Genomic DNA, 15,880 nt, shown 5'->3' with positions numbered 1-15,880 from the left:
GCGAACTCAATACTCGCAGATGGTCGATTCGTGGGCGACCACTCGCGGTGCCCGCTGACGGATGGCGGTCACTTCACTCGCCTCGGCACCGAGGCAGGTGGTCTGCAACCGCGAGCCCTCCTCTGCGAAGCGGGCCACGTCGCTCTTGCGGATCATGTAGCCGGTCACCCGCACCAGATCGCTGTCGGCCACGTTGGCGGTGAACTCGCGCATGCCGATGGCGAGTGCCCCCTTGCAGAGCTGCAACAGCGCCTGCGGGTTCTGGCGGATGGTGGGATCCAGCGTGAGGATCTCGCTGATCCCCGAGTGGTAATAGCTGTGGTGCGGCGCCAGCGCCAGCACATGGCTGGCCGGATCCGGCTCATGACCGTAGGGGATGCGCACCCCGGGGGTGACGGCCACATCGACGCTGAGGCCACCTTGCGAGTGCAGTAGCGCACGGCCACCCCAGGCATGGGTCTGCGGGGTCGTGGTCACATAGGCGGAGAGCTGGGCCGAGATGCGATAGCCAAGCTGGTTCGCCTCCTCGTCGTGGCCGTAACGATCCGGCAGATTCTCTTTATCCATCAGGACATTGACCGCTTCCGCCATGCCGTAGATGCCGAACATGGGGACGAAGCGATCCTCATCCAGCAGCCCCTCTTTCACCAGGAAGCTGTCGAAGAAGCCGGACTCATCATGGAGGAAAGCGGCACGCGCCTCGATCAATTGGGAGGCCAGACGGCAGTAGTGGGGCAGCAGGCAGCCGAGGAAATCATCGATCCCCTGACACTGCTCGGCGACCCGCTTGAGGGAGATCCGCACTAGGGTATTGGCGCCACCGGCCTGCGGCAGGGCGTTGTAGCAGCTGACGATGCCAAAACCGCGGGCGTCGAAGGTATCGCGGTGGATCGGGTAGTTGGCGATGTGCGGCTTGCTGCACTCGGCGATGTTCTTCACCGCCTGCAGCAGCAGGCTGTCAGGGGTCTGCTCGGGATCGTGGAAGAAGGTGAGGTTCGGCGCTACCTGCTTGAGTTCGTTGTCGATGCGCAGGATCAGGCGGCAGATACGGTTGTCATCCGGCCCGATGTTGACGTGCATGAAGGCGTCCGGCAGCACCCTGTCCAGATAAACCCAGAACCCCTTCAGCTTGCGATAGAGGGTCTCGTCATCGAGCTCGCCGACAAACGGCAGCAGCAGATGGTCGAGCCGACCCAGCCAGACCGGCATGCCGGTGACGGAGGGGACATGGTGATAGACGATACGCAGGGCGTTGAGCGCCTCGTCGAAATCCTGCGGCGCCGCCAGCTCCAGCCAGGGGGAGCCCTGAGTCAGGAATTTTTCATAGTCCGGCAGCACGTAGCGCGGCTTGTAGGGGGCATGCCCTTCGAACATGTCACAGAGAAATCCCTGATCCATCGCCTCGGCGACTGCGGCAGGCAGATCGGGGTAAGGCAAGGCATTCTCGGCGGTCAGCGCCAGGGCATGACTCTTCTGGGCGGCTGAGAGATGGGGATCGCGCACGATGCGCTGACAGGTTTCGATCAAAGACATGGGACACTCCTTCACGGACAGAGCCCATATCCTCACCTTTTGCAGGCTTTTTTTGAAGTGACATTCACAACAATACGAATGTCTCAAAAAGACATCCGCAAGAAAGGATCACACCCGAAACAGAACGGGGGCCTTGTCTGCCGACAAGGCCCCCGTTACGCGGATCAGGGCTCGATGACGATGGGCGTGCCCGGTTCGATGGCACTCCACACCTCATCAAGGTCATGGTTGAGCATGGCGATGCAGCCGTTGGTCCAGTTGGATGGCTGCAAGCGGCGGTTGCCAATGCTGTTGCGCTGACCGTGGATCATGATCATGCCGCCCGGACGAACTCCCAGCTCATTGGCTCGCTTGATGTCATCAAGGTTCGGGTAGTTGATATGGATGGCTTTGTAGTAGCCGGAATTGGTCTTCTTGTAGTCGAGGGTGTAGCGCCCTTCCGGCGTACGCTGATCCCCTTCCTGCTGCTTGTGCCCCTTGGGCGCCGGGCCCAGAGCAATCCAGTAGCGCTTCAGTTCTTTGCCATCCTTCATCAGGGTCAGGCTATAGGTCGACTTCTTGACCACCACCAAATCGGCTTTTTCGGTAAAGGCAAAACTCAATGCGGGCCAAAGCCCCAACAAACACAGTAATACGGCTCTCATTCCATCCCTCGACAAGCCTCTGGTGCGGGCTTTTCTTGTTACCAGATCATCTGAACTATGCCCGCCGAGCGGCGAGCGAGCGCCATGATATTGGATCGCCATCAATACTCAATATGCCCGGCAAAACATATCTTGCCGCTGCAAGGCCATCAGCCTTGAACGCCGTCATTTTGCGTTGGCAATTAACAGTTAAAACAACAAGATACCAAAAATTATCGCGCTGGCACCCGGGGCAATGATCGGCGAAGATAACACTCCACTCCCCGACAGGATCATGCCATGGGCTCTTCGTGCCGCCTCGCCACCCTGCTGTTCTCGCCGCTGCTGCTCTGGCTGCCCGCTACCTTCGCGGCCGATGCACTCTGGCTGCGCGAGCCAGCCCTCTCCCCCGATGGCAAGCAGCTTGCTTTCACCTGGCAGGGGCGCATTTTTGTGACCAGTGCTGAGGGTGGCCCCGCCACGGCGCTCACCGGCAACGACTACCTGAGCCAGCGGCCGGTCTGGTCGCCGGATGGCAAACAACTCGCCTTTGCCGCCAACCTCTATGGCAACGAGGATGTGTTCGTGATGCCTGCCAGCGGCGGCGAGATGGTGCGCCTCACCCGCGATTCGCGCGCTGACCTGCCACAGGCCTTCAGCGCCGATGGCAAACGGCTGTTGCTGAGCAGCCAGCGCCCCTGGTCAGCGGATGCCGACCACTTCGTGGCCGAAGGGATTCAGGGGAGCGCCCTCTACTGGACACCCATTGACGGGGGGGCGCTACAGGCGGATCTGCCGCTGCCCGCGACCCTGGCTCGCCCCTACGGACAGCAGCTCGCCTACCAGATGCCAGCGATGGATCAGCCCTTTCGCAAGCACCAGCAATCGTTCGCGGTGCCCCGCCTCTGGCTGTTTGATGGCCAGCAGCATCGCCAGCTGACCGAAGATCGGGTCGCCGCCACCGATCCGGTCTGGAGCGACAAGGGGGATAGCCTCTTTTACCTGAGTGAGCGCAGCGGCGATTTCAACGTCTGGCGCCGGGATCTTGCCAGCGGTCAGGAGCAACAGCTGACCCACTATCAGGGCCATCCGGTGCGGGGGCTCAGCGCCTCCCGAGCCGGGGATCTGGTCTGGTCATGGCTGGGCGAACTCTATCGCCTCGATGCCGGCAGCAGCGATCCACGCAAGCTGGCGATCACACCGCAGGTGGCCAGCGAACCGGATGAGGAGAGCCAACAGCTCACACTGGCGGACGAAGCGCTGGTCAATGAAGAGGGCAATGAGTTGATCCTGGTGAGCGAGGGAAACCTGTTTGCCGTCGATCCCGAACGGGAGCGAGTGCGCCAGCTCACCCGCTCCCCGAGCGAGCAATCCAGCCCCCTCTATGCCGAGCAGGGGCACTCTCTCATCTACCTCTCCGAGCAGCAGGGGCCTGCCGCCCTCTATCGGCTGAACAAGACGCAACCGGATCGGCTATTCAGCGATCCCGGTGCCCTGACCGAGAGCCTGCTGCTGGCCATTCCCGGCAAGGGGATCAGCCGACCGCTGCTCTCCCCCGATGGCAAGCAGCTCGCCTTCGTGGTGGATGGGCAAGCCATCCATCTGTTGGATCTGGCGAGCAACCAGCAGCGGGAGCTGGTGCCTGCCAGCTTCAACCCCTCGCGCCATGAGGCGCATTTCGCCTTTGCCCCCGACTCCCGCCATCTGGCTATCACCTTTCGCCCCGACTCTGCCCAGCAGGAGATCGCTGTCATCGACACCCGTGCCCCCAAGGCCAAGCCGGTCAATGTCAGCCTCAACGGCTATCAGGATGGGGCTCCGGCCTGGAGTCAGGATGGCAGTGTGCTCTATTGGCAATCGACCAAGTACGGGGTGCTGGCCGCCGATGGCGAACCCCTTGGCAACAACCTGCTCGGCATCTATAGCAGTCGTGCCGCCAAGGCTGACTTTCTGGCAGAACAAGCGCCCCCCAAGGAGGGCTATGGCTTTGAAACTGATCGTCTTGCCCATCGAGAGGCACTGCAACTGTTCCCTACCGGCAATCTGCTGGCCAGCCGGATCGTCGATGATCAGCTGATCTACCTGGTGGAAGAGATTGGCGCCAACGAGGAGAGCGAGATCAAGGGGTACGCCAGGGATCTGCGCAAGGGTGATACCAAGCTGCTGTTTGCCGAGCAACCGGGCCCGGCATTGGCCAGCCTCAATCAGCAGGCCACCCTCGCGACCCTGGTACGGGATGGGGAGATCAGCCAGATCACCCTGGAGTCTGGCGAAGCTATCACGGCCCCGTTCATTTTGCAGTCCGATGTCCGCTGGCAAGGACGGATGGAAGCCGCCTTCGATCAAATAGCCCGGCTCACCCGGGATGAGTTCTATCGGGATGATATGAACGGCGTGGAGTGGGATAGCTATGTCGCGTCTTACCGCCGCCTGCTGCCGGGTATCGGCAACCCGCGGGATTTTGGCAAATTGCTGGCAGAGCTGGCCGGTGAGCTGAATGTCTCCCACACCTGGGGGGATGGCCCGGCCCCCTTCCCGCGCATGGCGGACGACACCGCCAGCCTTGGCGGCTACTGGCAAGAGAGTGAGCACGGGGTAGTACTCAGCGCCCTGCTGGCGGGCGGCCCGCTGGATCAGGAGAGCGACATTGCCGCAGGTGCTCGCCTGCTCGCCATTAACGGCGCCCCGATTGCCAATCTGGCCGAGCTGGATCAGGCCCTCAACCATCAGGCCGGTGCCCGGCTTGCCCTCACCTTCCAGCAAACCGGCAGCAAAGATCCTGACGAGATCGAGGTCTCCGCCATCGACCTGCAACAGGAATATCGCCTGCAACTCGATAGCTGGATTGCCAAGCGGCGAGAGCTGGTCGCACAACTGAGCGATGGCAAGGTGGGCTATGTCTATCTACCGGAGATGAACAGTGCCGTCTATGAAGAGCTGGTGGCGGAGGCACTCGGGCGACTGCGCAGCAGTGAGGCGCTGATCGTCGATGTTCGCTTCAACAAGGGGGGGTATCTGGCCAATACCCTGGTGGAGTTCCTGACCGGCAACGGCAGCACCAAAGGGATGGCCAGCAGCTGGCCACGGCTTGGTAAGGGAGAGACAGACGCAGCCACCCGCCAGTGGACCAAGCCCTCGGTGGTGCTGGTCAATGCTGGCAGCTACTCGGAAGGGTCGGCCTTTCCCGAATACTACCGCGCCCTGAAGATTGGTCCCATTGTCGGAGAGCCAGTGCCGGGCACCGGCACCATGGTGTATAGCCACGAATCGCGGCTGATCCCGGGGCTGGCCTACGGCATTCCGACCCTGGGGCTGCGCAAGCCGGACGGCACCTTCTATGAGAATCAGGAGCTGATCCCGGACGTGCTGGTACCGCTCACCCCCGCCGACATGGTGGCTGGGCGCGACCCGCAACTGGCGGCGGCGGTACAAGCCGCGCTCAAGCAGTTGCCAGCCAGCCCCCAGTAACGGTCAGAGCTCAACGAAAGCGAAACAGCTCGCGATGCAGACGCCCATCCGGCAACAGCTGGGTCAGGGCGTCTGCCATCCCCTCGGGCCCGCAAAACCAGACCGACCCAGAGGCACGCTGTGCGACACGAGCCAGATCCAGTCGCCCCTCGACTTTATCCAGATGCAGCTGATAACTCACCCCAGTGCGATGACAGAGCTCGGCCAACCGCTGGTGGTAGACAGCGCCCGCCATATCTGGCGCGCACTGGATCAGGGTGATCCCCTCGCCACGGCCACCGTGTGCCGCCAACGACTCCAACCAGGCGACAAAGGGGGTGATACCGATCCCGGCCCCCAACCAGAGGGCTCGCCCTCCTCTCTGGGGCGCGACAAAGGCGCCATAGGGCCCAGTCACTACCACCTCATCCCCGGCGCGAGCCTGTGCCACCAGCTGACGGGTGTGATCCCCGAGCGCCCGCACCGCGATCACCAGCTGCCGCCGATCCGGAGACACCCGCACCAGGGTAAAGGGGTGTGGCCCCTCCTTGGCATCAAACTCGAAAAAGGCAAACTGGCCTGGGCGATAGTGGGTCAGCGGCCTCTCCAGTTGCATGGTCAGCTCGCAGGTCTGATCCGCCAGCGCCCGTACCGCAATGACCCGGCCCGGATGGCGATCCCGCGCGCCCACTTGCCCCAGCAGAGAGTAGAGGGCGCCGATAGCCCCCAGCCCACCGACCAACCAGATCGATACCCCCACAGGGGTCATGGCACCCACCTGAGGCAGCAAGCAGAGACCGTGACCCCAACCCGCCAGATAGATGATCGGTGCCAACCGGTGGATCAGTCGAAAACGGCCATAACTCACCAGCGCCAGCAAGCTCACCACCACCAGCGCGATCAGCAGATAAAAACTCCACTCCCCCAGGGTATTGCCAAGGGCATGGAGCGAGATGCCATTGCCTGCTCCGGCACCCACTTCGGCAGCGCTGGCCCCACGGCGGGCGGGACGACTTAGCCAGCCTGCCGAGACCGCCCACTTGGGGGCCTCCACCAGCAGCCAGTGAGCGGTCAGCGCCAATGCGCCCCCGATGGCCGTCTGACGGTGCAATCGCAACATCCGATCCAGACCGCCACACCAGACCTCCAGCTGCGGCAGGCGCAATGCCAGCAACAGCGAAATCGCCATATAGGTCATCCCTAGCAGGCCAGTGAGCAGCAACATCTCATGGCGCCAGGGCCACACCCCGTTGGCATCCCCCACATAGCCCAGCCACCAGACCCCGACCGCCAGCAGTGGCAACAGCCACCACATCCGTTTGCCCGTCATAACATGCTCCTTGGTTCCCTCGATGCAGGGCCTCATCTCCCTGCTCATGACGCCATTAAAAACCCTACTAGTCACAAGACTTTGCCAGAGGGGGAAGGTTGTGTGGCAATGTGTGACAAACGGAAACAACAGAAGAGCCAAAGAGCACCTCTCATCGCGCTTGCTGGATTGCCCTCTCTTCATGGGGAATAGCGCAACTGTTGTCTCTGGGTTGGTTGACACCCAGCCAACAAAAGGAATCAAATGGGGACTGTTCATATCTGCGGTGGGAGAACCCATTACCCGCCCACGGACAAGGAGAACCCCTTGCTTGCATCCACCGAAAAACGCTTCTGCCCAAGCTGTCAGCGCGAGACCAACCATGTCGTGGTGCTGGTCGACAAATCCTTTGGCCAGCAGCTGACACCGGAGCAAAAGCGCAAAGCGTTTATCAAGGACTTCATTACCGGCTGGGCAGCAGGCCCCTTTCTGGCCAACATGGATCGCTTTGAACGCCATGTCATCTGTGAAAAATGCGGAAATAAAGTCATTGATGAATGACCAATCATGACCAAAAAAGACACGTTACCGGGTACTGTCCGCCTCGCTGTAGGTGACAGGTTATAAAACAGAAAGGGGCCAACCGGCCCCTTATGATGACTTTGTCGCGGTGGCTCGCTTTCGCATCAAGCGATACAGCAGCTTGTTGTATTTCGCCCAGGAGTGGATCAGCAGGAAGATGCCGAACAGCAGGGCCAGAAACAGTTGCCCCACCTCGACGGCATCCAGCGAGCCGATAAAGCTCTGATTCTCTTCCGTTTCCAGATAGTTGAGCCAGGGTTGCAGCGCCAGAAACAACCAGCCACTCCAGGTCACCAGCAAAAGCAACAGATCCCGCAGCCGGTACTTCCAACTGCGCCGGGTGCCGTTGCTGATGATCATCTCGTTTGCCAGCTTATGTTTTGTCACGGAACGACTCTCCTCGGTCAGGACTCTCCCACACGGCCAACTGGCCACGGCGACGCAGGATCGCCTTGGGCACTGCCACCACCACGGTCACCAGATTGAGCAGCCAGTAGATGAGCGGATACCAGACGCACCAGATAAAGCTGCGGGCCATGCTCTTGTCGTAGTGGTGGTCGATAAAGATGCTGACCCCGAACTGCAGCAGGCAGATGGCGGTCATCATCACCCCGGTCCACTGGAACAAGTGCCCCACCGCCAGCCCGCTCAGGTTCGGCTCCATCAGCCAGATCAGCGCCAGCAGCAACATGCTGTAGCACCAGGCCACGCTGGAGAGATACTCCAGCAGCAACAGCCAGAAGCGGCGATTGCGCCAACGCATCGCCTGCAACCCGTAGCGCAGAAACACCTCGGCGCCCCCCTGCGCCCAGCGCAAACGCTGTTTGTAGAGGCCGCGCACCGTCTCGGGCATCAACACCCAGCAGAGCGCCTGCGGCTGATAGTGGATGAGCCACCCTGCCAACTGCAGCTTCCAGCTGATGTCGATATCCTCGGTCACCATGTCATTGCTCCAGCCACCGACCGCCTCGACCGCCTGCTTGCGAAAGGCCACCACCACCCCGGAGACGGTGAAGACGGTGCCGTAGATCCGCTGGGCCCGCTTGATGAGGCCGATGATGGAGCTGAACTCGCCGGTCTGGATCTTGCCGATGATGGTGGAGCGGGTGCGTACCCGTGGATTGCCGGTGACCGCCCCGACCCTCGGGCTCTCGATGAAGTGCTTCACCATCCAGCGCACCGCGTCATAGTCGAGCACCGCATCCCCGTCGATGCCGACCAGGATCTCCCCACTGGCCACGGCCAGCCCGTTGTTGAGCGCCATCGCCTTGCCCTGATTGTGCTGATGGAGCACGGTCAGGCGCGGATCCTGCTGCGCTAGCCGATCCAGCCGCGCGCCGGTGTCATCCTTGCTGCCATCGTTGATGGCCAGTACCTCGAAATCGGGATAACGCTGGCGCAGCAGATGCCCGATGGTCTCCTCGACGTTGGCTCCCTCGTTGTAGCAGGGCACCATTAACGTCACTTTGGGGTAATAGGGGAGCTCCAGCCCCTGCTTGGCCAGAGCGATATCCCGCCGCTCCCACTGAAAGTAGTAATAGAGACCGCCACAAACCCACACCATTGCCATCAGACTGGGATAGGCCAACGTAAAGATGGCTATCCCTTCCAGAAGATCCTTCACCGCATCGCCTCCCCTTGGGTGGCTTTAGCGGCACTGACTGCGACCGGCGTCGCCGGCAGCTGGGTCGGCTGAGGCTGGGTCTGCACCGAGAAGACCGGCTTGAGCACCGCCGGATCCGGCTGGTTGTTGTGAAAATCATCCGGGTAGTAGCCAAAGTTGGTCACTCCCTTGCGCTGGATGATCTCCATCCAGCGCGCCAGCTCTGCATCGGGGATGGGCTGGTCGGTGCGCCAGTTGCGGCTCTGCAGCTCGAACACCAGCCGATTGGCCGGCACCTGTGCCAGTGAATCCTCCGCCAGCCTGGCCAGCCACTCATCGGGGTTTTCTGCCTGCTCCATATAGGGCATGGCCATTACGGCGGTGTAGTCATAGGCCTTGGCAAACGCCGCCATGCTCTGGGCAAACCACTGCTGGGATTGCGGCTCGGTCACCAGCGCCGCATAGATGTTGCGGGCGGTCTTGAGCTCATCCGCGCCCCCCTGCCGATAGCGGGCGGCGGCATCGCGCAGCGCCATGGTGAAGTCGATCAACAGATCGGTCTTCTGCTCCCCTTGCGCCTGCAGCGCATCCGGAGTGCGCGCCAGCGGCATCGGCCCCTCGTAGTCGCTGAGGAAGGCGTCATCGTGGAACAGCAGGCCGTCAAACTTGGTGTAGAAGCCGAGATCCTCATAGATATCCAGCAACAGCTGACGGCTGGCAGGATCCCAGGGCGAGAGGCGCAGATACTGTCCCTTGGCGGGGGCGCCGGTACGGCTGTCGGTGACATAGGCGTGGTGCGGTCCCATGTCGTAGGCCATCACCGGCATCCAGGCGAACACCTTGACCCCGGCCCGGGTCTTGAGCTGCCAGGCGACCCGGTTGAAGAGATCCGCCTTGACCGGCATATGACGGTTGGGGAAATAGAGCGCCTCCGCCACCCCGTCGCCATTGTCATCGGCATAGGCCTGCAAATAGACGGTGGTGATGCCGTAGCCCTTGATCCGATCCAGCAGCATGTCGATGTTCTTGTTCATCTGCTGCGGATCCTTGTCGTAGACATAGTCCAGATCCACGTGCACCAACCGCTCCACCTGCCGCTCCCAGGTATTGCCCCCCATGATCTCGTCAAGAGTTTCGAGGCTGGTGTCCTCCTCCAGCAGATAGCGGCGCACCGTGCTGCCCGAGTCACTCAGCTTGTTGAGCCCTTCGGCCAGCGTGAAGGTGTAGGGCATCCCGGCCGCACTGGCCAGCTCCAGCGCCGTCTGGTTGAAGGCGCCGTAGGGCCAGACCAGGATCCGTGGTGCCCGGCCGGTCTGATCCCTGAGCTGACTGGCCGATGCGTCGAAGTCGGCTTTTATCCGGGCCCGGTAGTCGGCCATGCTCTCGTAGCCACTCTGGCTCCAACCTGCGGTGGTGACCGCCGGCTGCACGTTGCCCTGCGGGTTGGCGAGCAGTCCGTAGTGGGAGGTGAAAGTGTGGGAGGCCAGCTCCACCAGCCCGGAATCCTGCATCTCGCGGATCTGCGGCCAGCCGACGAAGTAGCTGCGTAGCAGCTTGTCATTGCCGTACGGGACCATCTTGTCATCTGCCACATCCAGCCAGCTGCCCACCAACGCAAAGACCGCCGGATAGTTGTAGAGCTTGAGCAGCGGATAGACCAGCCGGTAGAAGCTCTCGTAGCCGTCATCGAAGCTGAGCAGGATCGCCTTCTCCGGCAGCGGTGCCTTGCCCGCTTTGGCATCCAGGATCTGCTGGAAGCTGACCGGGTGATAGCCCTGCTGCTTGATCCAGTTGAAGTGGCGGATCAGGGTGTCGCGCCGGATGGTCTGGGGATAGAGCTTGAGGTTGGGGGTCAATTTCAGATCGACGATATCGTGGTAGCAGAGCACCACATAGTCATCGGGTTGCCGGGCCGCCTGCGTCAGAGAAGGCAGCAGTACAAGCAGTAAAACGAAAGGGGCAAGCCAGCGTCTCATCACATGAAACTCCATTGCAGATTGGCGAAGATGAAATTTCCGAACTCGGGGTTGCCGTCATAGATGGCCTGACGGCGGCCCAGGCCATAGCCCAGGCTGAGGGCGGGAGAGAGGATCCAGTCGTGGCGATAGCTGAGCTGCCACCCCTGATCGCTGCCATAGCCCTGCTGCCAGTAGTGGTTGCCACTCATGGTCAGGCTCTGCAGCAAAGAGCGACGCCCATCCAGCGGCAGTCGATAGCGCCCCGCCAGCTCCAGCTCCAGATTGCGATCCTGCAAGGGGTTGAAGTAGTCGACCTCCACCGCCTCGTTGCGGGAGGTGGCGCCGCGCAAGGTGGTATCGAACCACCAGCGATCCCGGCGCCAGAGATCCTGACGCAGCCAGCCAGAGGCGGTCAGCCGCCGGTTGCCGTCGCTGATATCCATCCGCTCCAGCCGCAACGCCCCCTCGCGGGTCTCATCCTGACGCCAGCCCAGATCGAGCTGGTATTGATCGGCGTAGTTGCCACGCGCCAGGGCCCGCAGCGGGGTATCGGCACTGTTGAGGTTGATGGCAAAGCCCAGCGTCCAGCGATCATCCAGCCGCCAGTCGAGGCGACTCCACAGATAGCCTTTGTGGTTGAGCTCGCTCCCCGTGCCCCCCTCCAGCGTCAGCTGCAGCGGGTAGAAAGAAAGCTCAGCCCCCAGCCCGGTATAGGCGGCGCGTTCGGGCTGCTGGTCGAACTCGCCAAAGCTGCCCTGACGACGGACAAACAGTCGATCGCCACCATCACTGCGAGCGCTATAAAGGCGGCTGTCGTAGCTCCAGTCACGGCTGGCCTGCACCGACCCCCCTTCGTTGCGACCATGGGTCAGGTCGGTGACAAATTGCGATGCCTGCTCCAGGGTCAGCCGCTGCTGTAACTCCTGACGATCCCGGGTCAGGTTGCCCAGGGTGCGCACGGCCTGCGGCGTGCCCTGCCACTCGCCCTTGTCGAGCCGGGCGTTGAGGCGACCGGGTTCGGCCAGCACGGTGCGTCCGGCAGGCAGCCAGCGCACCGCCTGCTGATAGGCCTGCTCGGCTTCATCGGGATGACCACGCCAGCGGCGAATATCCCCCAGTTGCAGCCAGAGCCAGGGGTTGGCTGGCGCGGTTTGCAGCCACCCTTCCAACTGTTTCTCTGCCGCGCCCGCCTCACCACGCCAGGCTTGCAGCAAAGTTTTCAGCTGCAATACCTTCTCGTAGTCGTCGTTGGCCATTCGCATGTTGCCGGTGAAATCCCAGCGCGTCGGTGGCTCCTGCCAACCGGCCAGCAGCCCCTGCGCCGCACCATAGTGCTCGCCATCCGCATAGGCGTAGAAGCGCTTCTCCAGCAGCCGCTTGTCTTTGGCCCGGGCCGGGGTCGCCAGTTGCTGGTAAATCACGGAGGCCTCATCCACCCGCCCCAGTCCGGCCAATGCATCGGCGCGCGCTTCCAGCACATACTCGGGCAACGGCCCCTCGGCCTGCAGTGCTGCGGACTCCCGTTCGGCCCGGGCAACATCGCCGAGGGCCACCAGCGTCACCACCACATCGCGACGGGCACTGATGTAGAGCACATGATCGTGAGGCGCGCGGGCCAGTATCCTGTCTTGCAGTGCCAGCGTGCGGGTAAGAGAGCGACGGGCCAGCACCGGATCTTCGGTCTGGGCCGAGATCCGCAGCAGATTGACCGCCTGGTAGTAGTCGAGCCAGAGCCGGTCGACCGGCTTGAACAGCTTGGGGTAACGGCCCATCAGCTCTGCTGCCGCAGGCCCCGCACCCAGGCTCACCGCCACCCGATAGAGCGCCAGCACCTGCTCGGGGTTGTCCGGCTCCAGCTCCAGCACCTGCTGGCGGGCCAGCAGCTCACCCATGGGATCGTCACCCTGACGGGCGGCATAGATGCGGGCTTCGAGGATCGCCTGATCGCGGCCGAAACGGACTTCATATTCATCCGCTGCGCTGCGGGCCAGCTCGCGGTTGCCCTGATCGCTGGCGGTGAGAAACAGCCCGAGCCAGCCATTGCGGTTGGCGGGATCGCGCCCCTGCAGGATGCGGTAATAGCTGATCGCCTCGGCGTAGCGCTTCTCATCGCGGGCGGCACGGGCCACCCCTTCCAACGTACTGTTGCTGATGGAGCTGAACTCGCACGGCTCACAGGCGGCCAGCGCCCCCTTGCGATCCCCCCGCCACAGTTGCACAGCGATCAGGTCATCGAGCACCTTGCCATCACCACTTTGTCGATAGAGGGCATCCAGCCCGTATGCAGCCGCATCCAACTCTCCTGCCCGGGCCTTGATCACCCAGGCTTCGCGCACTCTGTCCACCTCACTGGCGCACACCAGCAGGGGCAGCAGCGCCAACATCAAAAAGATGCGATTCATTCGCAACATACCACCCATAACAAACGCTGGTCGTATCGTCCCTGCACGGCCATACGGATATACACACCCGTCCGCTCCTGCCTGATGAGCAAGAGGGCTTCCTGACTTGTGTGCTGATTTAGAGGGTGAAAGGCGGGCTGTGGGCCAGCACCTTTCCTATGTGCGGCCCAGCCATCTCCGGGCGGAGATCTGAGGCTTTCCGAACCCGATTCACATCGGGAGTGGCAAGGAGGGCGATTCTGCAGCTGTGGACAATTTAGTCAACCTGATGAGATGCGAATGGTTATCAAATCAATTGAGCTGCCCAATATTTATGCACAAAGATAGTTACAAAAAACACTATTGATAAATTAGGCAAAACCGTGTGAATTGTGGGCTCCATGACCGTGCCACCCACTATTCGTATTCATGTTCATACGAATACATATCTGATGAAAAGATTGCAGGCCCAATCTACAAAGCGACAGGTCACGTCGCAGCCTACCCGCAAAATGGCAACACCTGACACTGTTGCGACAATAGATAGCCCCGCAAAGCCGTGCTCCCGGCCTGATCTCCGGGAGCACGGTGGATTACGCGGCTGACACTGGTCGGTAATGGTTAACGATCCACGCCTCGAAGTCGGCCAGCATGCGGGTTTCCGACTCGCTGTTGTCGGTGATGAGCTCTGCGCCGTGTACCACCCGGATATGGGCGTCAAGCGGGGTGCCCTCACCGGCGGCGGGACGTTGCTGCGCGGCGGCCATACAGGCCTGAGCCTGTTGCCACGCCTCGGCGGCGCTCAGGTTGCACGCCTCGGCCAGCGGCACCGCGCTGAATCCCTCGCCGGTCAGGCTGCGCAGGGTCTCATCGTGGCTCATGCCGTTGCCCGGCCCCCAGTAGTGGGCGGCCAGATCCGGCCCGATACGGGGGTTGTCGGTGAGGTAGCCATCACGTTTGAGGAAATAGGCGCGGGTCTGCTCCACCGCCATCAGCGCCAGCAGGTAGCCGTGATAGGCGCAGGCCGACTCCTGATTAAGCAGGTGCGGAATGGCCAGCAGCGGGCGCGGGCTCTCGACCCCGACTATCTTGCGCTCCCACTGGCGGGCCAGTGCCAGCACTGCCTCGGGGGTGCGCTCGGCCTCATCCATGGCGTAGAGATCCCGCTCGAAGTAGGCCACCAGCGCAATCTGGCGCTCGTTGAAAGCCCGAAATGGCTGGCGCGCGGCGATCATCTCCTTGATGAGGGCATCGGGAACTGCCTCTCCCGCCGCATTTCTGGCGTAGCGTTTGAGCCAGTCGGCATCGTCCAGCAGGCTGTCGCAGAACATCGACTGGGTCTCGGCATAGGCCATGGAGGTGGGTGGAAACTCCTGTGAGAAGCAGGGGGCGTTGCCGGTGACATTGGCAAAGTGGGCGGCGTGGCCCCCCTCGTGGAACAGGGTATTGAGGCCGTTCCAGCCGCTGCCTACCTGCGCCGGATCGGCCAGACTGGTGAAATTGACCACCGCCGGCACCCACTCCCCCTGCGGGAAGAAGCTCGGCACCGGGCCGTGGCAGAAGCCGTTCTCGTATTTCCCCTCCCGGGTCAGCAAGTCGAGCGTCAGGGTCGCGCCGCGATACTGGATACCGAGACGGCGGAAGCTCTCGACCCAATCCTTCAGCGCCCGCGAGAAGGGCACATAGGGGTCGAGCTGGCGAGTCACGTCGCCGCTCACGCTGTAACGCAGGTTGTGGGGCAGCAGTGCAGCCTCCCCCTTGGCTGCTTTCAGCTCGGCCAGACTCTGCTGCAGGCGTGTGGCGGTGCGGGCAATGAAGTCGTCGAGGATGGTGAACAGCTGCTCCGGGCTCATCTGCTCGTTCTTGCGCACCTTGTAGTCGAAGTAGTCGCGATAGCCCATGGCGCGGGCAAAGCGGTTGCGGATTGCCACCACCTCGAGAAAACCGTTGCCGACCACCCACTGCTCCAGGGTGTGGAACATGGCGAGCGCGCTCTGGCGCACCGCCTCGTTCGGGCTGGCGGCCAGCGAAGTGCTGGCGGCGGGCAGGCTACCGGCCACCTGCTGGCCCTGTTCATCCAGCAGGGTCAGTTGCAACCCCTTGCGGCGGGCGAACAACTCCGCCTCGGCGGCCACCAGCTCGCCCATCAGGGCGGTGGCGGCCGGATCCTCGATGACATTGCATTCGAAGAAGGCGATCCAGCCTTGCAGACCGTGCTTGAGATCATCCTGTTCGGCCTGCGCCAGCATCTCCCGCAACGCGGGCAGACGGGCCGGATTGGAACAGAACGCCTTGTAGGCCTGCTCGGCCGCAGTGAAACCGGCCTGATCGTCGCTGGTGCCCATATAGGTGGACCAGAAGAGATCCTCCTTGCACCTGTGTACCTGCAGGTAGTCGACGTTGAGCTGGTTGAAGTAATTCCTGGCAATGGAACTCATAAATTC

The 15,880-nt window shown here is 62.2% G+C and carries 10 protein-coding genes; 2 read left to right on the top strand and 8 right to left on the bottom strand.

Features of this window, described 5'->3' with window-relative positions; all coding sequences use genetic code 11:
* Positions 1-6 precede the first annotated feature (6 nt).
* Together CK911_RS19575 and CK911_RS19570 are read right to left on the bottom strand one after the other, a co-directional pair.
* The gene (locus CK911_RS19575; protein WP_098972070.1) at positions 7-1,533 is read right to left on the bottom strand and encodes a YjjI family glycine radical enzyme; all 1,527 of its coding nucleotides are present in this window, start codon (positions 1,531-1,533) and stop codon (positions 7-9) included.
* Between the two features lie 164 nt (positions 1,534-1,697).
* On the bottom strand, positions 1,698-2,177 hold the full coding sequence (locus tag CK911_RS19570) for a murein L,D-transpeptidase family protein (RefSeq protein WP_042024159.1): 480 nt from the start codon (positions 2,175-2,177) through the stop codon (positions 1,698-1,700).
* A gap of 279 nt (positions 2,178-2,456) precedes the next feature.
* Between CK911_RS19570 and CK911_RS19565 the strand changes: the two genes are divergently transcribed.
* Positions 2,457-5,624 carry a S41 family peptidase gene (locus CK911_RS19565; RefSeq protein WP_098972068.1) on the top strand — a complete coding sequence of 1,056 codons (3,168 nt, stop codon included), beginning with the start codon at positions 2,457-2,459 and terminating at the stop codon, positions 5,622-5,624.
* A gap of 10 nt (positions 5,625-5,634) precedes the next feature.
* On the opposite strand, the gene CK911_RS19560 is transcribed toward CK911_RS19565, so the two are convergent.
* On the bottom strand, positions 5,635-6,933 hold the full coding sequence (locus CK911_RS19560; protein WP_098972066.1) for a ferric reductase-like transmembrane domain-containing protein: 1,299 nt from the start codon (positions 6,931-6,933) through the stop codon (positions 5,635-5,637).
* Positions 6,934-7,176: 243 nt separating this feature from the next.
* Here CK911_RS19560 and CK911_RS19555 point away from each other — a divergent pair, with 243 nt between their 5' ends.
* A complete protein-coding gene (locus CK911_RS19555; protein ID WP_253860347.1) occupies positions 7,177-7,473 on the top strand; it encodes a hypothetical protein in 297 nt (98 codons plus the stop codon).
* 90 nt (positions 7,474-7,563) lie between these two features.
* Here CK911_RS19555 and CK911_RS19550 read toward each other — a convergent pair whose 3' ends face one another.
* The 5 genes from CK911_RS19550 to CK911_RS19530 form a co-directional block, all read right to left on the bottom strand.
* Positions 7,564-7,881, bottom strand: a complete 318-nt coding sequence (locus CK911_RS19550) for a hypothetical protein (RefSeq protein ID WP_098972060.1) — start codon at positions 7,879-7,881, stop codon at positions 7,564-7,566.
* Complete coding sequence (gene pgaC / locus CK911_RS19545) at positions 7,868-9,118, bottom strand: poly-beta-1,6-N-acetyl-D-glucosamine synthase (protein WP_098972058.1); 1,251 nt, start codon at positions 9,116-9,118, stop codon at positions 7,868-7,870. Before pgaC ends, CK911_RS19550 begins: the two co-directional genes overlap by 14 nt.
* A complete protein-coding gene (gene pgaB / locus CK911_RS19540; protein WP_098972056.1) occupies positions 9,115-11,073 on the bottom strand; it encodes a poly-beta-1,6-N-acetyl-D-glucosamine N-deacetylase PgaB in 1,959 nt (652 codons plus the stop codon). Before pgaB ends, pgaC begins: the two co-directional genes overlap by 4 nt.
* Positions 11,073-13,457, bottom strand: coding sequence for a poly-beta-1,6 N-acetyl-D-glucosamine export porin PgaA (pgaA, locus tag CK911_RS19535; protein WP_253860346.1), 2,385 nt, complete (start codon positions 13,455-13,457; stop codon positions 11,073-11,075). Before pgaA ends, pgaB begins: the two co-directional genes overlap by 1 nt.
* Positions 13,458-14,029: 572 nt before the next feature.
* Positions 14,030-15,874 carry a M3 family metallopeptidase gene (locus CK911_RS19530; protein ID WP_098972054.1) on the bottom strand — a complete coding sequence of 615 codons (1,845 nt, stop codon included), beginning with the start codon at positions 15,872-15,874 and terminating at the stop codon, positions 14,030-14,032.
* Positions 15,875-15,880 lie beyond the last annotated feature (6 nt).

It is taken from the genome of Aeromonas sp. CU5, assembly GCF_002586745.1.
Lineage (GTDB): Bacteria > Pseudomonadota > Gammaproteobacteria > Enterobacterales > Aeromonadaceae > Aeromonas > Aeromonas sobria.
Note: the sequence above shows the minus strand (reverse complement) of the source record. Positions and strands in the feature narration are given on the sequence as shown.